18 protein-coding genes and 1 pseudogene are annotated in these 22445 nt (G+C 69.2%); 12 read left to right on the top strand and 7 right to left on the bottom strand.

Annotated features, from left to right (window positions below; genetic code table 11):
* The first annotated feature begins 29 nt into the window (after window positions 1-29).
* The 7 genes from CG747_RS32550 to CG747_RS32520 all read left to right on the top strand — a co-directional run bounded on the left by CG747_RS32550 (window position 30) and on the right by CG747_RS32520 (window position 6617).
* Window positions 30-2363 (top strand): hypothetical protein, encoded by a 2334-nt coding sequence (locus tag CG747_RS32550; protein ID WP_100605456.1) that lies wholly within the window; start codon window positions 30-32, stop codon window positions 2361-2363.
* A gap of 214 nt (window positions 2364-2577) precedes the next feature.
* A complete protein-coding gene (locus CG747_RS32545; protein WP_100605455.1) occupies window positions 2578-3051 on the top strand; it encodes an RRQRL motif-containing zinc-binding protein in 474 nt (157 codons plus the stop codon).
* A 278-nt stretch (window positions 3052-3329) separates the two neighbouring features.
* A complete protein-coding gene (locus CG747_RS32540; RefSeq protein ID WP_100605558.1) occupies window positions 3330-3908 on the top strand; it encodes a hypothetical protein in 579 nt (192 codons plus the stop codon).
* Between the two features lie 94 nt (window positions 3909-4002).
* A complete protein-coding gene (locus CG747_RS32535) occupies window positions 4003-4983 on the top strand; it encodes an ATP-binding protein (protein WP_100605454.1) in 981 nt (326 codons plus the stop codon).
* Window positions 4980-5174 (top strand): hypothetical protein, encoded by a 195-nt coding sequence (locus CG747_RS32530; RefSeq protein WP_100605453.1) that lies wholly within the window; start codon window positions 4980-4982, stop codon window positions 5172-5174. Before CG747_RS32535 ends, CG747_RS32530 begins: the two co-directional genes overlap by 4 nt.
* A gap of 37 nt (window positions 5175-5211) precedes the next feature.
* On the top strand, window positions 5212-5967 hold the full coding sequence (locus tag CG747_RS32525) for a hypothetical protein (protein ID WP_100605452.1): 756 nt from the start codon (window positions 5212-5214) through the stop codon (window positions 5965-5967).
* 155 nt (window positions 5968-6122) lie between these two features.
* The gene (locus tag CG747_RS32520) at window positions 6123-6617 is read left to right on the top strand and encodes an ASCH domain-containing protein (RefSeq protein ID WP_257980897.1); all 495 of its coding nucleotides are present in this window, start codon (window positions 6123-6125) and stop codon (window positions 6615-6617) included.
* A gap of 98 nt (window positions 6618-6715) precedes the next feature.
* On the opposite strand, the gene CG747_RS32515 is transcribed toward CG747_RS32520, so the two are convergent.
* The 5 genes from CG747_RS32515 to CG747_RS32495 all read right to left on the bottom strand — a co-directional run bounded on the left by CG747_RS32515 (window position 6716) and on the right by CG747_RS32495 (window position 11881).
* Window positions 6716-8077, bottom strand: a complete 1362-nt coding sequence (locus tag CG747_RS32515) for a caspase family protein (protein WP_100605451.1) — start codon at window positions 8075-8077, stop codon at window positions 6716-6718.
* Window positions 8074-8763, bottom strand: coding sequence for a hypothetical protein (locus tag CG747_RS32510; RefSeq protein ID WP_100605450.1), 690 nt, complete (start codon window positions 8761-8763; stop codon window positions 8074-8076). Before CG747_RS32510 ends, CG747_RS32515 begins: the two co-directional genes overlap by 4 nt.
* Window positions 8721-9104, bottom strand: coding sequence for a hypothetical protein (locus tag CG747_RS32505; protein WP_100605449.1), 384 nt, complete (start codon window positions 9102-9104; stop codon window positions 8721-8723). The genes CG747_RS32510 and CG747_RS32505 overlap by 43 nt, the downstream gene beginning before the upstream one ends.
* A gap of 488 nt (window positions 9105-9592) precedes the next feature.
* Window positions 9593-10798, bottom strand: a complete 1206-nt coding sequence (locus tag CG747_RS32500; protein ID WP_100605448.1) for a GH25 family lysozyme — start codon at window positions 10796-10798, stop codon at window positions 9593-9595.
* 138 nt (window positions 10799-10936) lie between these two features.
* Window positions 10937-11881, bottom strand: coding sequence for a peptidoglycan-binding protein (locus CG747_RS32495; RefSeq protein ID WP_100605447.1), 945 nt, complete (start codon window positions 11879-11881; stop codon window positions 10937-10939).
* 247 nt (window positions 11882-12128) lie between these two features.
* Here CG747_RS32495 and CG747_RS32490 point away from each other — a divergent pair, with 247 nt between their 5' ends.
* Complete coding sequence (locus CG747_RS32490) at window positions 12129-16007, top strand: WD40 repeat domain-containing protein (protein WP_146022177.1); 3879 nt, start codon at window positions 12129-12131, stop codon at window positions 16005-16007.
* 68 nt (window positions 16008-16075) lie between these two features.
* On the opposite strand, the gene CG747_RS32485 is transcribed toward CG747_RS32490, so the two are convergent.
* The gene (locus CG747_RS32485; protein ID WP_100605445.1) at window positions 16076-16447 is read right to left on the bottom strand and encodes a peptidoglycan-binding protein; all 372 of its coding nucleotides are present in this window, start codon (window positions 16445-16447) and stop codon (window positions 16076-16078) included.
* A 914-nt stretch (window positions 16448-17361) separates the two neighbouring features.
* Here CG747_RS32485 and CG747_RS32470 point away from each other — a divergent pair.
* Window positions 17362-17595 (top strand): annotated as a pseudogene (locus tag CG747_RS32470) (IS5/IS1182 family transposase); the annotation flags it as partial.
* Window positions 17596-17685: 90 nt separating this feature from the next.
* Window positions 17686-17826, top strand: coding sequence for a hypothetical protein (locus CG747_RS48295; RefSeq protein ID WP_180985789.1), 141 nt, complete (start codon window positions 17686-17688; stop codon window positions 17824-17826).
* 470 nt (window positions 17827-18296) lie between these two features.
* Here the strand turns inward: CG747_RS48295 and CG747_RS32465 are convergent, their stop codons facing one another.
* On the bottom strand, window positions 18297-18755 hold the full coding sequence (locus tag CG747_RS32465; protein WP_100605443.1) for a nuclear transport factor 2 family protein: 459 nt from the start codon (window positions 18753-18755) through the stop codon (window positions 18297-18299).
* A 697-nt stretch (window positions 18756-19452) separates the two neighbouring features.
* Here CG747_RS32465 and CG747_RS32460 point away from each other — a divergent pair.
* Both CG747_RS32460 and CG747_RS32455 read left to right on the top strand, forming a co-directional pair.
* Window positions 19453-20676 (top strand): ParA family protein, encoded by a 1224-nt coding sequence (locus CG747_RS32460; RefSeq protein WP_100605442.1) that lies wholly within the window; start codon window positions 19453-19455, stop codon window positions 20674-20676.
* Window positions 20673-21761 (top strand): ParB/RepB/Spo0J family partition protein, encoded by a 1089-nt coding sequence (locus tag CG747_RS32455; RefSeq protein ID WP_100605441.1) that lies wholly within the window; start codon window positions 20673-20675, stop codon window positions 21759-21761. The genes CG747_RS32460 and CG747_RS32455 overlap by 4 nt, the downstream gene beginning before the upstream one ends.
* Window positions 21762-22445 lie beyond the last annotated feature (684 nt).

The following is a 22445-nucleotide window of genomic DNA, read 5'->3' as shown; positions in this document are numbered from 1 at the left end:
TCACCCAGAATCCAGGCAGGAGTACCTCGATGTCCACCATCACTAAGACCGTGCCGAGGGCGGAGCCGGCGGAGCGCGCCGCCGCGGCGCTCCAGATCGTCCTCCCCGTCGGGGTGGGCATCCTGGCCCCCAACCTGGACCCGAACGCGGCGGCCTGCGTCGGGGCCGGCTTCCTGGCCGGTGCGACGTTCGCCGGCGCCAACTACATGCACCGCCTGGGCCGTTGGGCGAACCAGCTCCCCGGGATCGACATCGCGCGGGCGCACCGCGACACCATGGGGATCTCCACGATCACCACCGGTATGGCCCTGGCCGTGGGCCAGCTGGGCGGATCCGAGACGTCCGAAGCCCTGATGGCCGGCGTCCTGGAGCCGACCACCGTTCCCGGGATCCTGTCGCTGGGCTGGTGGGCCGCGGTCGTCTTCACCGGCTGGCGGCTGCGCCGCGTCTTCGGCCGGCAGAAGATCGAGGTGAAGCAGACGCCGACGCCGACACAGGCCGGCCCGACCAATGCCGGCGACCCTGCTCCGGTGTCCCTGGCCGACAAGATGATCGCGGCCTGGGGGCGCGTGATCAGCGACCCGAAGACGGGACGCCACCGGAACCAGGTCCTGTCGGACGTCGTGATCTATGCGGACCGCTGGGAGGGCCGGATCACCGCGGCCCTGGGCGACTCCGTGAACGTGTCGAAGGAGGTCGTCTCCAGCCTCTTCGGTCGCCCGCCCGGGGACATCGAGATGAAGGTCGGCGCGCACTTCGGGGAGGCGTTCATCACCGTCTGGTACACCCAGCGTGCGGAGCTGGACCCCTCCACCCTTCAGGGCGCCTGGAAACGCGTCCGGGCGCGGGTCCTGCCGAAGACCCACCTGGAGGAGGTCGGCAAGGACGAGAACACCGGCGGCCAGGTGGCGCGCGTCGTGGCCGACGACGACCTGGACGCGCTCCCCCGCGTCGTCAACGTCGCGGAGCTGGCCGGCGCGCTCCGCCGCAGCATCGACCTCGTCTCCTACGAGCCGGGACGACGCGACCCGCGACGCGCCATCATCCGCGTCATGGACCACAACCCGCTGGAAGCCGGCCACGACTTCCAGGGCCTGGACTCCCTGGTGGCCACCCCGGGCGGTTGGGTCAACATCGGGAAGATCGTCTCCGGCTTCCCCGCGAAAATCCAGCTGTTCGACCCGCAGCTGGGAGCCCTCCACGTCGTGATCGCCGGTACCACCGGCTCCGGCAAGGGAGGCACGAGCCAGATGATCAGCCTGGCCTACCACGCCAACAAGATGGCCCAGATCTACGGCGACCCGAAGGGCGCCAGCAACCCCGCGATTCCCAAGATGGCCGCGTACAGCGGCCTGACGAAGCACGGCGCCCTGGGCGCCATGCGGCTGTCCTGGTGGGTCCTCCAGCACCGGATCGAAGAGGCCGCCGACATGGAACTGAAAAACTTTCAGGCGTCGGCGATGCGGCCGTACTGCGCCACCCTGCTGGACGAGGCCGCCCAGATGCTGGCCCCGGGCGCACCGAACCGCAAGGAGGCCATCAAGATCGTCAAGGACGGCGCCTCCCTGACCCGCTCCATGGGCATGCCCTGGGTCCTGATCAACCAGACCGTGAACCTGGAACAGCTGGGCGGCGAGCAAGCGATCCGCGCCAACCTCCTGGCCGGCGGGACCTGGATCATCCTCCGCACCGACAGCGACCAGGTCCACCTGGGCGACCTTCCCCCCGGCTTCGAGGGCCTGAACCCCTCCCTGATCCCGCCGGTATGGGTGGAGGAGGACGACGCGCTGGTCTACGACCCGACCATGGAGGAGTCGGACCCTCGCCGCACCTTCGGCCTGGGCTACGTCGCGGCACCGGGCGGGCGCGCCGGCATGATGCGGATCGACACCCTGGAGGACGCCACCCCGCACATCCGGCCGGAGAACATCATGGCCCCGGTCGACGTCCCCTGGTGGGGCGACCAGGCGTACATGGAGGAGCTGGCCCAGACTCCCATCCCCGGCTTCGAGGAGAAGGACGGCGACGGCGGGACCGACGAGGCGGGCACCTCGTTCGCAGGCGTCGACCTCCCCAAGGCCAAGAAGGAGATGACGGCAGAGGAGAAGGTCCTGGCCGCCCTCCGCGACGAGTCCGACCCCATGTACGTGGACATGGTCGATGAGGGCGACGAGATCGACCCCGACGACATCGACTACGTGGAGCGGGGCCAGCTGCTGGCCGCCTGTGAGGTGCCGGAGTCGACCTTCGCGAACGTTCTGAACAAGCTGGAAAAAAAGGGGCAGATCCACCGGATCAAGGATGGGAAAGGCTCGAAGGTGGCCCTGGGCGTCCGACCGGAGACCGACGACGAGGCCGCTTAACCGCTGTCGCAAAGCGGCGCGCTTCCCATATGGGTGGCGCGCCGCTCCCGTTCCGTACGGAACCCCGCCCCAGACCCGGCCACCACCGCGCCGACCACAGCCAGCACCCACCTGCCGTAGCGACCGTCACCGCACAGCACCACGCGCCCCTCCGGACAGCCCATCGCCGGTGGGGCGCTGCCGCCCTGCCATCGACCCGCTGGAGGAACAGCTCATGCTCATCCCCTCGCTCGCAGTGCCGGTTGCCCGGTGCCTGGAGCAGGCCGACCAGGACCAGGGACTGGTTGACGTCGACCCCTACGCCCCCGACGACGGCTCCTTACCGGTCTTCCGGTGGAAGCAGGCCGGGCGCAACAACCTCGCCACCCGCCGCCAGCTGCGGGAGATGGGCCTGCGCCCCGGAGGCCAGGAACCCGTCGCCCGGATCGAATGCCGCGGCGGCCGGCGCTTCGCGTGGCTGTACCGGATCGACCTGGCAAAGCCGAAGCTCCCGATGACCCTCGCGAAGGAAGCCGCGCTCGACAAGGCGATGGCAGCACGCCAGACGTGCCCCGGCCCCTGCAGCCGGCGCTACTTCCACTGCCTCCCGCTCAAGACCTTGGGCTCCTGCCTGGAGTGCTTCGACGGCACGCCCGCCGACCCCGCCTCCTACATCGCTCCCCCGGCCAAGCACCTGCTTGCTGCCTGAACCGAGAGGACCTCCACCGATGAGCACCGCCCCCTCGCCACGGCGACGGCCGCCGCCGCGCTCAAGGCCAGACCCGGAGATGGAGGCGTGCGGCTGCTGGGCGAACCGGCCCGAGCTGCGCGTCCGGCTCCTGCCCGTCCCGGCCTGGCCGGGACCAACCACCGTTCTGAACGACCCAACCCCGGCCACCCCGGCCGGGTAGGGACCGCCGGGTGGCCGCACTCGGCAACGGGCCGGCCACCCGCTCCCTCACCCTTCAAGATCAGGAGAACCCGCGCATGCGTCACCTCACCACCGAGCGACTTGCCCTCTTCGGCACCCTTCTGGCCACCTTCGGCGAGCTGCATCCCGGCTGCGACCACTGGATCCAGGGCTCGAAGACGGCAGTGCACAAGCGGCTGTACGGCGAGGAACTGGTCCACGCCGACGGCTCCCCCGCTACCCCGGACTCCATCCGCCCGACCATGACCACCAGCGCCCTCGGCCGACGTGCGGTGGCCCGCCACGTCGCGTCCTACACCGCCGTGCAGCTCGGGGCGACCGTCGCGATCACCCGGGCGTTCGGCTACCGCGTCACCCCGGCCGCGCTGCTCGCCGGCGCGGCCATCAACGCCGGGACACACGCCGCGATCGACCGCGGCGCCTTACTGCTCTGGCTGGCGAAAAAGGCCGGCAAGGACGGCTACATCGAGCACTGCCAGGCGGTCCGCCTCGACGACGAAGGCACGCTCACCAAGGAGCTCACCGGACCGGGCAGTTCGTGGATGGAGCTGGACGCTGCCCTACACCGCGCCATCGGCGTCGGCGCAGCCGCCGTGACCACCTGGCTCACCACCCGCAAGAGCCCCCGCCGATGACAACCACCCACACCCGCCTTCATCGCGCCCGCGGCTCCGCCCCAACGCTCCTGCACCCGAACCCGACCACGCCCACCTCACAAGGAGAGCCCACATGACCCCGCCGACCTATCCGCAGCTGCCGCAACGGTGCCTCGTCGTCCTCATCGGCCCCTCTGGCGCGGGCAAGTCGACGCTGGCCGGTACCTGGCCCGCCAGCCAGGTCCTGTCCCTGGACGCCCTGCGCGGCGCCGTCAGTGACGACCCCGGCGACCAGGCCGCGACCGCCGACGCGGTCGACGCCCTCCACATGCTCCTCGAACGCCGGATGAAGCGGCGCCTGTTCACCGTCATTGACGCAACCAACGTCACCCGCGAGGCCAGGGACCCGCTGGTCGCCGCCGCCAAACGACACAACATGCCCGTCATCGCCGTCATGGTGACCACCCCGGCCTCCGTATGCGTGGAGCGCCAGGGCCCGCGGCCGGCCAACCGGACCGTGCCCGACGACACCGTCCGCGCGCAGCACAGGGCGATGGTCCACGCGCATGCCAGCCTCGCGAGTGAGGGGTTCAACAAGGTGGTGTTCGCCACCGACCTGTCCCTGCTGCTGCCGCATCTGAACCGACTGAGCCAGGCCCGGAACACCGACCTCGGGCTCGACGGCAGCCAGGGCCTAGGCGACCTGCTCTTGCCGCGCCGCTTCTTCGGCCCGGAGATCCTGCCGCTGTGGCGCTGGAAGCCCGGATCCCAGATGGCCGGCGGGGACCGCGTCGCAGAAATCCGCCTCGGCCAGCAGCACCTCACCCTCGCCCTCCGGCACAACACCGATGGCCAGGGCGACATCGGCTTCGACGTGATGCTGCCGTGCCCCCACGACGACGAGTGCACCGGCTACGCCTGGGCCCCCGCCTACAGCATCACCTGCCTCTACCGGGCACTGAACGGCGAGCTGGACAACCACGACGACATCGTCTGCACAGTCCACGGCGGCCTCGACGACATCGACCAGGAGGCCGACGACCACGACCAGGACGACGACCCCGACGGCCGCGCCGACCTGGAAGCGCAGCACAAGGAGGCGGTCCGCGCGTGAGCCGCCCAGCCGACGGCCCCCACCCGCACCCCCTCACCCCGGCCGAACTCCCAGCCGGGGATGAGTGGTGGCACGGGTGCCCCACCTGCCACCTCCCGATCCAAGGCGGAAACGCCGGCCTCGCCGCCCACCGCAGCACCGTCCACACCAGCGCGGGCGACCCGCGCACCCCGATCAACATCCGGTTATGAGCGGCTCCGGCCGCCAACACCCCTGATGGAGGACCACATGGCCCGCAAGCCTGTCACCTGGTACATCGCCACCCCCGCCGACGGCATCATCGAGATGTCCCGCCAGGCCGGGACCCCGGTGAACCTCGCCGACGCCGTCGGCCAGGTCATCGACCACCCCAACCCCTGCGCAAACCTGTGGTTCGACGAGAGCCAGTTCTCGTACTTCCGCATGGTCAAGCGCGTCGGCGAGGCCCTGGAGGACACCGGCATCTGGCCTGTCACCTGGCCGGTCCGCCTGTGGATCGTGGAGCCGCTCGGTGAGACCGGCAACTGGAGCCAGCGCTACTACCCCTACCGTCTGCTGGCCCACCAGATCCGTGTCCTCGAGGAGACCGACGCTCACCTCGCGCTCGGAACCGGCGGCCGTGACGTCTTGGACGTCATCCAGCAGCAGATCCCCCAGCGGGCCGCCCGGTGGGCCGCCGACTGGGATGCCGACCCCGAGGGCATGCGCGAGCGGCGCTCGAACTGGGAGCAGTGCGGCGGCGGCAGGGGGGCACAGCCAGCGGCCCAAGCCACCGCCCGCGCCCGGCGCGAATCCGCCGCCCACCGGTGGAACCAGCGCTTGGCCGGCAACGCTGTGGACAAGGCCCTCGCCGCATCCGGCGCCAGCCCGCAGGCCTTCAACTACGCCCGCGGCCGCGCCGCCAACCTGGCCATCGCCGCCCAGCACCAGGCCCGCCTCGACGCGCATGTGCTCGACCGGCTGCGCGGTGTCGACCTCGACGTCCCCGTCCCGGCTGCTGTCTGACGGATGCTCCGTGCCGTCCCGGCCCGCGAGCCGGGGCGGTCGCGGTGGTCCCTCAAGCGCCAGAAACCCCGGGACAGGCGCACAACGGCGTCCAACCATCTCGCCTGCCCCGGGCCAACCCACCCCGTACGAGACGAGAGAGGGAGATCCCCAGTATGGACCCCGTCCAGCGCGTACAGGCCCCAATCGGACAGCGTGCACTCCTACTGACCGCCACCCTTCCGCCGGCGGGCGACTGGATCCGCGGCATCAGCATCCGACAGCCGTGGGCCACCTCCATCGCCTCCGGGGCCAAGACGGTCGAGAACCGCCCGAGGCCCTGGTCCTGGCGCGGCTGGCTCCTGCTGCACGCGGGCCTGCAGACCGACCGGGCCGCCCTGCGCCTGCCGCTGGTCGCCCGCACGATCCGCGGCCGCGACCTGCCGACCGGCGCCGTGATCGGGGTCGCCCGGCTGACCGGCTGCCACCAGGACCCTGACGGCTCCCGGCCCTGCACCCCGTGGTCGGAGCCCGGCCGCTGGCACCTGGAGCTCGCAGGCGCCCAGGAGCTCGCTCTGCCGATCCCCGCGCGCGGACAGCTCGGGCCCTGGAAGCCCACCGAGGACCTGGTCGCGCAGGTGCGTCAGCAGCTGCCCGGCCTGCGTCCGTGAGCACCCGCCGTCAACCCACAGCCGCACCGCCCGAGCCGCCCGCCGTGCCGGTCCGACTCCTGGACTGGCGCGACGGCAGGCACTTTGCCTGGCCCGGCTCAGACCATATCCGGGCTGAGCCGCGGGTCAATGTGCAGGAATTCACGGGGCGTACGGACGAGACGGGGTCCAGCGAAGCATTCGAGCGCCGTCAGCACACTGCGCCGATCGGCCCCGATCGCCCCGAGAGTGCAGATGCCCACGTAGCCGAGCTCACGATGAGCCTTGGAGAGCCCCGTACTCGTCTTCGGAACGGGAGCCTCCGCGCGCAGGCGGACGGCCAAAACCGTGAGCCTCTCCTGGTGCGGTTGGCGGACGCGATTGTGGACCGACCACCGCATCAGCCCGACATGGGAGATGTCCGTCCACGGCACGCGGACACCACCGAGGCCACGCCCGAAGCTGATCTCCGCGGAGTTGAGGACAAGCGTCGCGACGTTCCGTTCGCTTGCGAACAGAGCAGCCCCGAAGAGCCACAGGAAGAGCAGCACCGGGATGCCGAGCAGCAGGGAGACCAACCAGCTCAACCAGTCTGACCAGTTCGCCCACCCGGCCCGCAGCGCCTCGGTGAAGATCCAGCCGAAGAACAGCGTGCCGACGCCGCCAATGGCCATGGGCTGGCGCCGGTTACGGGCAGCGGTCGCCGTGTCAGGACGCAACCGCACCTCGTCGTGCGCTGGGGATGACGAAGCTGCCGACGCTGGTCCACGGGCCAGCGCGAGATCGCCGGCGGTGTTCAGCGCGCGCCGCTGCGGGCGCGGCAGTCCGCGTGCGGCAAGGCTCTGTGCGACCCGCTGGTAGATCGCGTCCAGGGTCTGTGGCTCGGACTGGCGGAGTGCTTGGAGCAGAGCACCGGTGAAGGCCGTGTACGGTTCGCCGCTTGGTGCATGGGAGGGTGCGTTGGCGGTGGTTGAGGTAAGGGTGTAGGTGCCAGCAACCTCCAACTGGCCAATGATCAGGCCTTGTTCGTCGCCCATGGCCTCAATGGCCCGGCCTGAGAAGCAGCAGTCGAGGATCAGGATCCGGATGGCCGCTGGGCTGCTGGCCAGCTCCTCGCGGAGGGTGTCAAGCGGCAGGGCCGTATAGCGCAACAGGGACGGCTCGGTCTCGGCCAGGCTGAGGTAGAGGCGGCCCTTGTCGTCGAGCAGACCGTGTCCCGCGTAGTACACGAGCAAGACGTCCGTCGCTTCGCGAATCGTGTTGCTGAGGATGGGGCCGAGGCGCTGCATGTCGGCGGGATCGGAGACGACCTGGCACAGCTCGGGCGTGATCGTACCGGCGGCTGGGTCGGTGAGAACCTGACGCAATGCGTTCAGATTGGCGGCCACGGCAGGGATCGACGGCAGCTCGGGGGCCTTGGGGAACCGGCTGGTGCCGATCAGAACAGCCCGGGAACGGGCAGTTTCGGGAAACCGCGTCACTGCCCGGGCTCCTGGTCACCGAGCAGGCCACCGACCTCCCGGATCAGTGCCTGAGCGTCGGGGACCCGCTGCGCATCAAGTTCTATAGTGCGGTCGTCCGAGGTGATGGTGATCTTGAGGTCCGAGCGTCGCTGCCAGAGCCAGGTCGAAAGTGACCGGGCGAGTACTGCTCCCGCTCCTCCAGAGCCCAGCGCCACCACCAGCGCGTCAACCATTCCGCCCATCTCACCGGACCGTGGCGCCGCCCGCTCCAGCACCGCGCGGCCGCGCAGTTCGTCCTCGTGATGCAGCCAGTCGAGCAGCGACCTGAGTACGGTCTCGCCCTCGGAGCTGAGGACGGCTATCCGGACGCGGCGTGTTGATTCCACGGGATCATCCTGCCGGGTCACCGGTGTCCCGAACGCTCGAACGGCAAAATTGCGATGCCCGAACTGCGAGTCGGCCTGCGGTCGGACGAAGCGCGCCGTCGTAGCCGACCGCGACCTGTCGTGGACGTGGACCACCGCGACCTCGACGAGGACGTCGTCGACCGCTGGCCAGCACGCTACGGGCGCCCGCAGCGATTCGAGCTGGCTGCGGGCGCCGATGTCGCTCCGCGGCGACAAGACGGTGGACGTGACCAGGCCGACCCCGCCCACGAGCGCTAACCGCTGTAGCCGAGGTCTGACCATGTCGTCGCCGTCCATGTGGTCTCACTCGTGGAGTGGTCCACTGAGAGGAAGCGGAAGAGGCGGACGGTGGCGCCGTTGAACTCGCAGAATTGATCTCCCGGTCGGAGGCTGGAGATCGGCATTTCGTTGACGAGGCCGTCGGCGCTATTGACGCCAGGGCCGGCGCCGTTTGCGCCGTCTACAGCGTGTTCGCAGGCACGCATGCCCACCTTGCCGGTGACCTTCCTCCCACCCCAGGCGATGGTCAGTGTGACACCGTCCGGACAGGAGTGGATATCAAGGTCGTGATCGTCCATCATGCCCCAGCTGTCGTCATGGTTGTGGACGACAGGGCCTCTGTCGTCGAAGTCAGCCACTGAGTGGTAGCAATCCTTTCCCGGTGCCCCTTCCAGGGTGAACCGCGCGTCACGGAACTCAGGTGCTGGCTCGCCGCTTCTGGTTGCCCCTACAGAAGGGCTTGCTGTCCCTGCGCGGTTGCTCGGCAGGGAGTCGGCCGAACCGTGCTTACTGGAGGAGCAAGCCGTTACTAACACGGCAAGACTGACAAAAATCCCGGCTAATGCGCGCTGGCGCAAGCTTGGAGGCATGGTGAAACCCTGCCATCGGCATCGGGCATCTTCAACGCCCACGAACGCTGCTTGGGACGGTTGCCCGCCACCGTCATACAGATGCTGCGCGAACACGACGAGCAGGCCGCCACGGTGGCGAGCACGTGATCACCCCGCTACTTTGCGGCTGGCGTCTGGGCTAAAGCGTGTTGCAGAAGGCCGCGATCAGGGCGTTTCCCTTGTATACGTGGTCTGTTGCGGGCTGACCCACTGTGGGTGGGGACTCGGCCGCCGTATCAACTGACCAGATTCATCCAAGTGTTGGGGCCTACAGTGCCGTCCGGGGTCAGCCCTCTGAACTTCTGGAAGGTGATCACGGCGTCCCGGGTTCCGGATCCGAACCGGCCGTCCACCGTGACAGCGGCGCCATGGGCCTTCAATTCGTCCTGGACCGCCCGCACAGCCGCGCCGGTGTCGCCCTGCTGCACGGTGACGACCAGGTGCTGCCAGGTGTTCGGCCCCACGATGCCGTCGGGGGTTAGTCCCTGGGCCCTCTGGAAGGTGATCACGGCGTCCCGGGTTCCTGCCCCGAACCGGCCGTCCGCTGTAATGGGCGCCCCGTGGGCGGCGAGCAGGTACTGCACGGTGGTCACCTGCCGGCCTGCCTGCCCCTGCTGCGCCACAGGCCAGCTGGGAGCCGGCGGCGGAGGCGTGTAGTCACCCAGGGCGAACGTCTTCAGGTCCTTCAGGGTGCCGTTGAAGACGTCCTGGTCCCCCGGGAAGGCGCCCGAGGCGGCGGTCTGCCAGAGGGTGTAGGTGTTCCAGCCGGCGGGCAGCGGGGTGGGTGTTCCGGACTGGTTGACGATCCACAGCGGGTCGGTCCTGCCGAAACCCCGGTAGTTACCGGTGCAGGCCGCCCACCAGCCGGCGGCGGTGTAGATCACCGGGTGGCGGCCCGTCCGGGCGTGGTACTCGTTCACGAACGCCCCGATCCAGTTGGTCATCGCGCTGCGGCTGAGCCCCCAGCAGGGGTCACCGTGTGCCTTGGCCTCGATGTCCAGGGCTCCGGGGAGGGTCTTGCCGTCGCGCTTCCACGTGCCGCCGTGGGCCAGGAAGTAGTCGGCCTGCGCACGTCCGCCGGAGGCGTCCGGGCGGGCGAAGTGGTAGGCGCCGCGGATCAGGCCAGCGCCGGCCGCCCCGTTGTACTGCTGTGCGAAGTAGCTGCTGGTGTAGCTGACCCCTTCGGTCGCCTTCACGTAGGCGAAGGCGGCGCCCTTGGCGGCCGTCGCTTTCCAGTCGACATGGGGATTGTTGCCGCTCACGTCGAGCCCGCGCACCGGGGCCGTGGAGCGGGCCGCCCCGGTGGGCGCGGTGGTGTCCGCGTGGGCCACGCCGTGGACGCCGGTGCACAGGGTCGCGAGTCCGGCGGCGAGGACCGCCGCAGCGCGGACCTGCCACCCGGCCCTGCCCACCGCGCCGCTGCGGGTGTGGGGATACGTCATCGCTGTCTCTCCGTTCTGGTTTTGTGGTCGGTCATGGCTGGCGTCGCCGGGCCTTCCTGGCTCGGCGACGCCGCACACCGGCCCCTGCGGCGCTGGAGGCACCGGGCAGGGGCCGGGGGGACAGCCGGGCTTGGCCCGTTACGGGCGCACCAGGCCGTAGAAGACGGAGCCGGACAGTGGGTAGCTCTTGTCGTAGACGCCGTACTGGCTGGGACGGGTGGGATTGGACGTGTTGCCCGAGACGACGTGGACGGTCCCACCGCTGACCTGGTCGACGACGCCGATGTGGTAGCGGTTGTGTGCGCTGCCGAAGATGATGAGGTCTCCGGGCTTCGCGGTGCCCAAGCCGCTGGTGCCGACCCACTTGTGGTGCGCGACGGCCCAGTCGTAGACGCTGGGCACGTACTTGATGAAGGGGATGTCGACACCGGACTGCCGCCAGACCCAGGTGGCGAAGGCCGCGCACCACTCGGTGCACACGCTGTACGGCTTGCCGGGAACGCACTTGTGGGAGTCGGCCGTGACTCCGATCTGGCTCTTGGCGGTCTTCACGATCCTGGCCCGGAGCGCGGTCGTGGCGTGGCAGCTCTTGACGAGCCGCTCGATGCCCATGGTCTTCATCGTCTGGTCTCCGGCGATGCCGTCCGCCGAGAGGTGGCGGGCGGCTTGGTAGTGCTTCACCGCGATCGTTGTGGCTGTGCCGTAGTCGCCGTTGGCCGGTGCTCCGGCCTTGGACTGCACCTGCTTGACCATGGACGTGAGTCCGGCGAGCGTCTGCGGGCCGACGACGCCGTCGACGCCTAGGCACCGGTCGCTCTGGAAGGACTGCGTCGCCGCCTTGGTCTTGGGGCCGCTGGCACCGTCCACGCCACCGGCGTCGTAGGCCAGGCCGTTCAGGTCGCGCTGGGCCAGCTTGATCTGCGATGAGGTGGCGGCCGGCCTGACCGCCGATGAGGTGGCCGCTGAAGCCGGGCCCGGCACGGCCGCCAGGGCACCGGCCGCGACCGCGGCGGTCAGCAGACCGACAACGGCCCGGCGGGCGCGCCGCACCGGGCGCCGGGTTGCAGAAGTGTTCGTCAACATGTCCGGAACTCCTCACGTTCGGGGAGAAGGGAAGGTGAAATCCGGAAGAGCGTTCACGCAGCACTCATTTCGGCTGTCCGGCTGGTGCTTCGCCCCCCGGGACGGCGTCAGCGGCACCCCCGTGTCCGCTGTCGCCACGTCGGTTCTACGGCACCCTGCGTTGTCCGGTGTCGGTGAAGAAGCCCCGGACAACCGGCTCCGGACAATAGGCTCGCCGCGACACTTCACGGACCCGGGGGCATGACAAGTGCCGAGGAAAGAAAAGCCGTTGGAGGACGACGGCAGCGCACTGACCGACTTCGCCGCGGGGCTGCGCCTGCTGCGGGACAAAGCGGGGAAGCCCACGTACCGGCAACTCGCGGCGAAGGCGCATTACTCATCGACCACGCTCGCGGACGCGGCCGGGGGCCGAAAGCTGCCCAGCCTGGAGGTCACACTCGCCTTCGTCCGGGCCTGCGGGGGCGACGAGGAAGGATGGAGAGCGCGCTGGCACGAGGTCGCCGCGGGCCTCGCCCCCGCGTCGCCGAATTTGCGGGACCACGTGGGGCCGGAACAGGACCGGCCATGCCCCTATGTGGGCCTTGCGGCTTTCCAGCCAAAGGACGCCTCCTGGTTCTTCGGACGCGAAAGACTCACGGACGACCTGGTCACCCGGGTCCGCGCCAATCGGTTCGTCGCGGTGTTCGGGGCATCGGGATCGGGCAAGTCCTCGCTGCTGCGGGCCGGTCTGGTCCCGCGCCTGAGCGCGGGTGGCCCGGACGGCGGCCCCGGATGGCCGGCCCTGCTGTTCACCCCGGGAGCACATCCGCTGGAGGAGTGCGCGGCCCGTCTCGCGGCCTTCGCCGGGGGCACGGCCCCGGCACTGCACAGGGAGTTGAGCGGCGGCCCCCGGGCCCTGCACCAGGCGGTGCTGCAAGCGCTGGCCACGGCGGACTGCCCCGACGGCACAGATCTGCTGCTGGTCGTGGACCAGTTCGAAGAGGTCTTCACCCTCTGCCGGAGCAAGGAAGAACGCGACCGCTTCGTCACCGCGTTACTCACGGCGGCCCAGGCCGCCAACAGCCGTACCCGCGTCGTCATCGGCGTTAGGGCCGACTTCTACGCGAGCTGCTCGGAACACCCCGAACTCGTCACAGCCCTGCAGGACGCTCAGTTACTCGTCGGCCCCATGTCGACAGAGGAACTGCGCCGTGCCGTCAGCCAGCCGGCCGTCCGCTCCGAATGCGCCGTGGAGACAGCCCTGCTGGCCCGCGTCGTGGCAGAGGCCACCGGACAAGCCAACGTCCTGCCGCTGGTCTCCCACGCCCTGCGGGAAACCTGGCTGCGCCGCCGCGGCAACACGCTCACCCTGAGCGGATACGAGGCCGCGGGTGGCATCACACACGCCCTGGCCAACACCGCCGAGACCCTCTACCAGCAGCTGACCGCCGAGCAGCAGCGACTCACCCGTTCCGTCCTACTGCGGATGGTGGCCCCCGGGGACGGCACCGACGACACCAAACGGCCCGTAGCGCGTGAGGACCTCGGCCCGGACACCAGCGCCGTGCTGGACCTGCTGGCCGGGGCGAGGCTGGTCACCCTGGACCGGGACGGCGCCGAGATCACCCACGAGGCACTGCTGCACGCATGGCCCAGATTGCGCCGCTGGATCGACGAGGACCGGTCAGGTCTCCTCATGCACCAGCAGATCACCGAGGCGGCCGCCGTCTGGCAACGGCAGGGACGCGACCCCGGGGCCCTGTACCGGGGCGGCGTCCTGGCCGCGGCGCGTCAGTGGGCCGCCACCCGTAGCGACGCACTGGTCCCCGGCCCCCGAGTCGAGGAGTTCCTCACCGCGTCCGTCCGGCACGCGGGCCGCGCGGCCCGGCTGCGCCGCGCCGCAATCGCCGCCGTGTGCGTCCTCGCACTCGTCGCGTCCGTGGCCGCCGCCGTGGCATTCAAGAAGAGCGCGACGGCCCAGGCCGAGCGCAACAACGCCATCGCGGGAGAGGTGCAGGCCAAGGCCAGCCAGTTACGGGAGTCCGACCCTTCACTCGCCGCTCAACTGGACATCGCCGCCTACCGCATCCGCCCGCAGCCGCAGCTGCGCACCGACCTGATCAGCGCCGCCGGCACCCCGCTGTCCAGGCCCCTGGCCGCCGGGAGCGACACCGTGTACGCGGTGGCGTACAGCCCTGACCGCCGTACCCTGGCCGCGGCGGGCACCGACGGCATGATCCGCCTGTGGAACGTCGCGGACCCGGCCGACCCGGTGCCACTTGGCCGCCCCGTCGCCAGCCACAGCCAGTGGGTCTACTGGCTCGCCTTCAGCCCCGACGGCCACACCCTGGCATCCGCCGGACGCGACCGCACGGTCCGCCTGTGGAACGTCACCCGCCCGGCGCACCCCGCGCCTTGGGGGACGCCGCTGACCGGCCACGGCAGTTACGTCTTCTCTGTCTCCTTCAGCCGGGACGGACACACGCTCGCCAGCGCGAGCGACGACGGCACGGTCCGGTTGTGGGACGTCGCCGATCCGGCCCACCCTCAGCGGCTCGGACAACCGCTGAAGGGTCACGATCACGGCGCCGTTGCCTCGGCCGCGTTCAGCCCCGACGGCCGCACCCTCGCCAGCGCGGGACACGATCACACCATTCGGCTGTGGGACGTTGCCGACCCCGCCCACCCACGGCGTCTGGGACGGCTCACCGGCTTCGCGGACACCGTGTACGCCGTCGCCTTCAGCCCCGACAGCCGCGTCCTGGCGGGCGTGGGCAACGACAGCACCGTCCGCCTGTGGAACGTCGCGGACCCGGCCAACCCGGTGCCGCTCGGAGCGCCCCTGACCGCTCACCACGACACTGTGTACGCGGTCGCCTTCAGCCCCGACGGACACGTCCTTGCCACCGCCGGAGCGGACCACACCGTCCGCCTGTGGAACGTCATGGACCCCTCCGCCCCCGTCCCGATCGGGCAGCCCCTCACCGGGCACACCGAATACGTCTACTGGCTGGCTTTCAGCCCCGACGGGCATAGCCTCGCCTCGGCCGGGGCCGACCACACCGTCAGGCTCTGGCGCCTCCCGGGCACCCTTCTCATCGACCCGAGTTACGTCAACACTGTGGCGTTCAACCCCGCACGGCACATCCTGGCCAGCGGCAGCACCGACAGCACCATCCGCCTGTGGAACATCTCCGACCCGGCACGGCCCACCCCCCTCGGCCGCCCTCTCACCGGGCATCACAACGCCGTTCGGAAACTCGCGTTCAGCCCCGACGGCAAGCTCCTGGCCAGCGCCAGCCGGGACGGCACCATCCGGCTGTGGGACGTCACTGACCCCGCAAAGGCCGCGCTCGTGGGACAGCCGCTCACCGGCCACCAAGGCGAGGTCAACTCGGTCTCCTTCAGCCCGGACGGCCGGACACTGGCGAGCGCGGGCCTGCACGACCGGCAGGTCCGCCTGTGGGACGTCTCGCATCCAGCGAACGCCACCGGCCTGGGCGAGCCGCTCACCGTTCACACCGGACCAGTCACTGCGGTCGCGTTCAGCCCACGAGGGCACGTGCTGGCCACAGCCTCCGCGGACGACACCACCCGCCTCTGGGACGTGACCCGTCCCGCGAGGCCCGTCCCGCTGGGCCACCCTCTCGCCGCCCGCAGCGGCGGTGTGTACGGGGCGGCGTTCAGCCCCGACGGACGGACCCTGGCCACGGCCAACGTCGACCACACGGTACGGCTGTGGAACGTCACCGACCCCGCACGGCCGCTGGCCCTGGCCGAGCCCCTGACCGGCCACACCAGCTTCGTGTACACGGTCGCCTTCAGCCCGGACGGTCACACCCTGGCCAGCAGCAGCGACGACCACACCGTGGACCTGTGGAACGTCACCGACCCGGATCACCCATCCCAGCTGGGTACCCCACTCGTCGGTCACACCGGGCCAATCGACGGCGTGGCCTTCAGCCCCGACGGCCACACCCTCGCGAGCGCGAGTGACGATCACACCGTGCGGTTGTGGAGGCTGGATCCCGTCCGAGCGATCCGCGGGATCTGCGCCGCGACCGGCGATTCCCTGACCGAGGACCAGTGGACTCAACTCGTTCCGGGGGCGCCCTTCCACCGTGTCTGCCCACCTCGGTCAGCATGACCGGAAGCAGAGAAGGAACCGAGGGTGCCGCCGGCCGCCCCACGGCAGCCGACGGCACCGTCCGATGCTCAGTGCGGGACGTAGGACTTGCAGTAGTTGCCGTACCAGCCATCATCAATGATCACGTAGTACCCGGTCTGGTGCCCGACGGTGCTGTCGGAGGGCAGCCCGTGCCTGCCCTGGTACCACGCGACCCAGTCGGCAGTACTGGTGCCGAACTGGCCGTCCTCCGCGATCACTCCACTGTTCCTGCCGTAGTACGTTTTGTAGTAGTTGTTGACGGCGTGCTGAACACACCAGACCCCGTGGCCGCTGTCGCCCTTGCTGATGGAGTCCGGCGGGGTGGCCGCGCCGGCGGCGGGCGCGAAGAGGGCACCCAGTCCCAGCGCGGCGGTGCCGGCCACCAAGCCCGCACGCGTGGTCACTCGTGTGAGGTTCACGAATCGCTCCTTCGGTCGTTCGGCGCGGGCCGCCCCGTGCTGCCCGGAGACTCGCGCCCTGTCACGGGAACCTGTCTACGGCGATCCGGATGTCCGGTGTCGGGCCGGTGACGGCGGACAACAAGGCGCGGACAACAGCTGAAGCTCAGCGCCCCGCGGCGGCGTGGAAGCCTCCGTTCTTCGAGCAGAGAAGGGTACGGAAAGTGCGAGGTCAACTCCCATGGCTGGCCTGGGCCCTGGGCAGGGCGGTCGGTGCCGCCGACGGTGCGCGGGCGCGGGGACCGTCGCGCTGCTCGTGATGCAGGGCTGAGCGGACGGGAGTTCGTGGTGGGGCGGGCCCGGACTTGCCGGGACGGCGCCGAGGGGGTGGGCGACCGGGTGTCCGACGGACTGGTCGACGAGCCAGGCAACGGCCTGGACGGGCGGCGGGGGCGGCGATGTGGAGCCGGTCGGGGTGCACGCCCTCGACCGACTCGGCCACAACCTGCGCGAAGTCCACGACCTCGGCGAGAAGAGGATAGGGATGCGCTCGCCGGCCGACCCGATCGCAGTCGTTGAGCACCGCGATCAGCTCCTGGTAGCCCTGTGCGCGGGACGGCAGCGACGCCACGCCGAGACGGCTGCTCGATCAACTCATGGTCGCGTGCAGAGGAAGTCCCCACCCGAGACTGCGCGTGTGGTTGCGGCGAGAGCACCACCCACGACTTCGTCCCCGACCATGAACTGCGCGCAATCCAGGCGCGCGTGCGCGAGCACTTCGGCGGCTCCGTCCTGTCCTTCATCACCTGGCTCGACAACGAACCCCCGCCCGCAGCTCCGGCCGCGTGACGTGACGGACCGGCAGGACATGAGGACCCCAGCGATCACGCCGCCGGGGTCCTGCTATCCCTATCGGCCGTATCTCGGCTGACCCTCTTGGACCCCTCCTCACGCTCGAACCGACCTCACGTCCCGCCGATGCCGTGGACCGGCTGTGGATCGTGGACGGCACGCTCGTCCCGGTCCGCGACTGCAAGGTCGGCGCCTCAAGCCGCAACTACCGGTTCTCCGCGAACGTGCAGGTCATCATCGACTCCGACACCCGCCTGGTCGTGGCCACCGCTCGCCCTGCGCCGGGCAACAAGGCCGACGCCCACGTGTGGCGCAGTCTGGCCGCGTGATCAGCACAGCCGTAGGCGGGCTGGACCGCTGAACTGCAAAAACACGGCCTTCCGCAACACGCTTCAGGCCGTGCGGGCATGAAGAGCTTCGTCGATGCTCGGCGGCATCACCGACACCCCGACCTGACCACCGCCGAACCACTGCTCGTGCTCACTCGCGACCAGGCGGGAGGCTTCACCACGCGTCTGGACAACACCGGCCGCTGCGCCGTCGGGTGACTGCCGACCTGTCCGCCCGAGCCCAGGCTGAATGGGCAAGGTGAATTTTCGTCGGGACTTATTCACAGGTCCGTGCTCGTAGGTTGATCAATAAGTCCATCGCGACCATGCAGGGCGTGAATTCGGGAGGCGGACATGCAGGCAAACGCGACAGCACGCGCATCGACCCCAAGCCTCGGTCGACGAGAGTGGCAGACGACGACTCCGCGACGCCCGACCAGCTCGGCCCCTGAACCAAGCATCCGTAGGCCGGGCCTGGAGGTCACGAACGAGCAACGGTTCTCGGCAGTGGCTGAGACACCCGCTCGTGTAGCCCGTCGTGGATCGTCCTTGTGCCCGACCTGGGTGTTGGCGAGACAGGAGAGGGCCTGAGACATGCGAGCTGTTCATAACCCCGACATGATCGCCGTGGCCCTGGTCCACCCTGACACCCCGCACGCCGCGGCGTACCTCCGCGGCCGCGAGCTCGGCTACACCGAACGCGGCTGGCTGCGCTGCGAGTCGAATGCCTGGGCGACGGCGAGGCTGTCCTCGTAGACATGGTGCCGGGTGACAAGGCCGTCTTCGACGGTGAGATGCAGAGCGAACCGCGCGTGATACGCACGTCCAGTGGGCCGGGCGGTCTGACGGATCTCGCCGAGCACGACAGCGTCGTTTCCGTCGATGAGGATGCGCTCGACCTCAGTCCCCACGTACTCCGGCACGTGGTACTCGGCAAGCTCGCGATAGTGGGCGGCCGCGTCGGCCCGGGTGGACCGGTGACGGATCCACGGCGTGGCACTACGGCCGTGCTCGGCCTCCGGCCAGTCGAGCTTCCAATCGCCCTGCTCGGCATACAGCTCGGCGATGCGCTCGGGGTCGCCCTCGCCGATTCTGCGCAGCAACTCCTCAACCACAGTACGCGTGTTCGTAGATGCGGCTATGGACATGGCTGACCTCTCCGTCCTGGTCCGCGTCCTCTGACGCAGAAGATCGCCAATCCTGCCCGTGCAGGCACGCCGAGACGATTACCTCTGAAGTAAGGCAAGCCCTTCGCCAAGATCCACTTTCGATTCACGCCCTAGTTGACCTTCCCTCTGGGAGAAGCCACAGCATCCAGGTGCCGGCTGAAGAACCCGGCATGAGAAGGAGAGAGGGTGGACAACGAGATCCAGGCAGCTCTCCCAGCCCGCGGCGCTCCAGCCGCCTGCCTTCGCTGAGCTGGTTCGCTGAGGGGCTGTGGTGCAGAGCGAAGGCTCGCTCGGCCAGAGTTGAAGGACCCCACCGCCGCCGCAGATGTCGAGCTCAACTGGACGAGCCGTAAATGAACTGCTGCAGCAGTTCTTGCGCGCAGGTTGTCTGTCTCGGCAAAGCTGCGGCCTCGCACAGAACTCGGATGCGGGAGAGCCGCGGGTGATTACGCCGTTATCACCCCGCCGCTGGGCAACTGTCCATGCTGCTCGCGACATAGGTCTGAGGCTGTAGTCGAGTCGCAGTGTGCGCCTGCTGGACGGTGCGTCAGGGGCGGTGTAGCTGGAGCAGATGCGAGGGTGATTACGGCGTAATCACCCGTCTCCGACATAATCTCACGGAGACACTAACGCCCCGATGCTGGATTTGAGCTCTCGCGTTAGTAAGGTGCCTTGTATGACGAGCAGTCCGCAAGGCGACCGCGAGAAGGTCGTATCCAAACTCCCCGCCGCCCTCTGGCAAGATCTCAAGGTCCGCACCGCACAGCGCGGCATCGCCCTCCAAGACGCTGTCGCCGAAGGCATCACCGCCTGGCGCAGCCTCGGCTCCAACCTCTCCCCCATCGAAACCGCCGGCGCCGAATCCTTCTCCACCTGGCTCCCCGAAGGCCTCTGGGAAGCCTTCCGCGCCGACGCTTCCGCGCGTGGAGTCTCCGGCATCCAGGGCCTTGCACAGTCCGTCCAGCTATGGCTGGACTCCAACCCGGCGCCCGCCGTGGAGCGCCCCACCATCCCCAAGCGCAAGATCATCTGCAACCAGAAGGGCGGCGTTGGCAAGACCGCAACGGCAGCCGGCATCGCCGAGGCCTACGCCGAAGACCGCAACGCCCTCTTCCCCGTGCGCGCCTCGAAGCAGATGACCGAAACCGGCAAGGAGCCAGACCTCGAGCAGCTCCCGGGACACGGGCTACGCGTGCTCCTGGTCGACTTCGACCCTCAAGGGCACCTCACCAAGCAACTCGGGCACGAGCCAGCCGACATGAAGGGCGACACGCTCTCCAAGCACATGGCGGCCGACAAGGACCGCGGAGACATCCGCGACCTCATCGTCAGCGTCAACGGGGACCAGTTCGGCGGCCGACTCGACCTCCTGCCCGCAAGCCAGGACGCCTTCCTCCTCGACGTGAAACTCTCCAGCGTCCGCGTCCGAGAAGCCGCCCTGGAACGCGCCCTCTCCCCCGTCGAAGGCAACTACGACGTCATCATCGTCGACTGCCCGCCCAGCCTTGGCCTGAGCATGGACGCCGCCGTCTACTACGGCCGCCGCCGCGACGGCGAACAGCCCGGCCAGTCCGGCGTCGGCATCGTCGTCCAAGCCGAAGACAGCAGCGCCGACGCCTACAGCCTCCTCGTCTCCCAGATCGAGGACATGCGCGCCGACATGAACATCGAACTCGACTACCTCGGCCTCATCGTCAACCTCTACGATGCCCGCCGCGGCTACATCGCCACCAGCTCCCTCGACTCCTGGAAAGCCATACAGGATCCCCGCGTCGTAGCAGTGATCCCCGACCGACGCGAACAGCGAGAAGCCGTCCGCACCAAGACACCACTGCTCGCCTACGCCTCCAACAGCGAACAGGCCGCCAACATCCGCGCCCTGGCCCGGGAGATCGCATGAGCAGCAAGGCCGCAAAGCTCGGTGCCTCCGCCTCCTTCAGTCACGCCGCCCCTGCCGTCAGCGCCCGCCGCGCCGCGATCGCAGCCGCCACCGAGGCTCCGACGAGCACGCCAACGCCTGCAGCGCCGAAGCTTCCTCTGAAGCTGATCAGCGAGAATCCCGAGAACCCACGCGAAGAACTCGGAGACGTCTCCGATCTCGCGCAGTCGATGCTCGAGGTCGGCCTCGTCAACGCCATCACCCTGGTCACCGTCGACGCGTACCTCGCCGAACGCCCCGACAACCTCGGCAAGCTCAAGGACGGCGCGCGCTACGTCGTCGTCGATGGCCACCGGCGTTTCGCCGCCGCCCACGAGGCGGGGCTGACGGAGATCAAGTACACCGTCGACGACGCGTTCGCCACCTCTGACGAAAAGCTGCTGGAAGCAGCTTTCGTTGCCAACGTGCACCGCGCGAACATGACCGAGCTCGAAGAAGCCAACGCGCTCAACAAGCTGGTCACGTTCTACGGATCACAGCGCAAGGCCGCGCAGCGACTCGGGGTCAGCCAAGGGTTCATCTCCCAGCGCCTCTCCCTTCTGCACCTCGACCCAGCTCTCCAAGCCGACCTCGAAGCCGGCGAGCGGAAAGTCGAGCATGTGCGAGGGCTTGGCAAGTTGCCGCCGCAACAGCAGCGAGCTGAGGCAGACCGGCGAGCTGCTGAGGCACCGAAGAAGGCGCAGCAGCGCAAGCTCCAAGTCGCTGAAGCAGTCCCGCAGAAACGGCCCGGAAGTGATAACGCCGTAATCACCCAGCAGCCAGAGCAGCCAACCACCGATGGTGATAACGCCGTAATCACCGAGCAGGACGCATCTGGGCAAGGTCACCGTGAAGTGGCGAGCAGTCTCGACCACGGGAGTCAGCAGCCTGCAGCGCCCGTTGCACCCGTGCGCGAGAACCTGACCTCAGAGCAGGAGCCGACCTCCGCATCTCCCGACCTACCGTGGCAAGACGTCGACGCAATGGCTGCCCTCATCTGCCACCACATGGACACGGACCACGTCAAGCAACTCACCAGGAAGTTGTGGGCGCTACAGCCCGACTAAGGTCACCGGTCCGGTCCCTTCGGGCCCCGCGCCCCCGCCAATGGTGGGAGAGCGGGGCCCTTTGCACTCCCCCGCGTGAACGCAGTGTCTGAGTGATTACGGCGTAATCACTCAGACACTGCGTTCACGCGGGGGAGTGCAAGCCAAGAAGGCCAGTGGGGCGCTGGGGCGCTGGGGCGCCTTCGCCCGAAGACGATTCACCAGCGCCCAAGTTGCGTCATCGGCGTGAGACTGAGAATGCAGAGCGAGTGCGTGTTCAACTCTCTCGACCCGCGACCCTGGGCTCTTGCCATGCTGGGCCTCCGTTCGGCGCTGGGACGGAGGTGTTGTTCGCGCGGGCTTACCCTGCAGTAGCGGGAGAGCGTGACCTGATGCAGAACCAGGGACCGTTCATTTCTCGATGCACCCGAGGCGTACGACGAGAAACCAGTCACGCTGACGTCCGGCACGGCAGGCACCGAGGGCATGACCGACGGGACAACGCCGGGGGACACCCGGCGGTTCCGTCCGCTCGCGCGGAGGCCGGGGGAGCGGACCCATATGGGTGGCAGACCAGCGTCAGTGGCCGTCTCGACTTGTCCGTGAAGACCAGTCGACATCGCCTCAACGCCCTCAACTATCTGACCGAGCAGCGTCAGCGAGAAGGCCGCGCGCATCTGCGGACCGTCCAGTGCTGACCGACAT

The organism is Streptomyces sp. CB02959, from assembly GCF_002803155.1.
Taxonomy (GTDB): domain Bacteria; phylum Actinomycetota; class Actinomycetes; order Streptomycetales; family Streptomycetaceae; genus Streptomyces.
Note: the sequence above shows the minus strand (reverse complement) of the source record. Positions and strands in the feature narration are given on the sequence as shown.

What these genes read in the sequence shown, in the direction of transcription:
- CG747_RS32550 (WP_100605456.1), top strand. Translation starts at nt 30, where the DNA reads ATGTCCACCATCACTAAGACCGTGCCGAGGGCGGAGCCGGCGGAGCGC.
- CG747_RS32545 (WP_100605455.1), top strand. Translation starts at nt 2,578, where the DNA reads ATGCTCATCCCCTCGCTCGCAGTGCCGGTTGCCCGGTGCCTGGAGCAG.
- CG747_RS32540 (WP_100605558.1), top strand. Translation starts at nt 3,330, where the DNA reads ATGCGTCACCTCACCACCGAGCGACTTGCCCTCTTCGGCACCCTTCTG.
- CG747_RS32535 (WP_100605454.1), top strand. Translation starts at nt 4,003, where the DNA reads ATGACCCCGCCGACCTATCCGCAGCTGCCGCAACGGTGCCTCGTCGTC.
- CG747_RS32525 (WP_100605452.1), top strand. Translation starts at nt 5,212, where the DNA reads ATGGCCCGCAAGCCTGTCACCTGGTACATCGCCACCCCCGCCGACGGC.
- CG747_RS32520 (WP_257980897.1), top strand. Translation starts at nt 6,123, where the DNA reads ATGGACCCCGTCCAGCGCGTACAGGCCCCAATCGGACAGCGTGCACTC.
- CG747_RS32510 (WP_100605450.1), bottom strand. Translation starts at nt 8,763, where the DNA reads ATGGACGGCGACGACATGGTCAGACCTCGGCTACAGCGGTTAGCGCTC.
- CG747_RS32500 (WP_100605448.1), bottom strand. Translation starts at nt 10,798, where the DNA reads ATGACGTATCCCCACACCCGCAGCGGCGCGGTGGGCAGGGCCGGGTGG.
- CG747_RS32495 (WP_100605447.1), bottom strand. Translation starts at nt 11,881, where the DNA reads ATGTTGACGAACACTTCTGCAACCCGGCGCCCGGTGCGGCGCGCCCGC.
- CG747_RS48295 (WP_180985789.1), top strand. Translation starts at nt 17,686, where the DNA reads ATGAAGAGCTTCGTCGATGCTCGGCGGCATCACCGACACCCCGACCTG.
- CG747_RS32465 (WP_100605443.1), bottom strand. Translation starts at nt 18,755, where the DNA reads ATGTCCATAGCCGCATCTACGAACACGCGTACTGTGGTTGAGGAGTTG.
- CG747_RS32460 (WP_100605442.1), top strand. Translation starts at nt 19,453, where the DNA reads ATGACGAGCAGTCCGCAAGGCGACCGCGAGAAGGTCGTATCCAAACTC.
- CG747_RS32455 (WP_100605441.1), top strand. Translation starts at nt 20,673, where the DNA reads ATGAGCAGCAAGGCCGCAAAGCTCGGTGCCTCCGCCTCCTTCAGTCAC.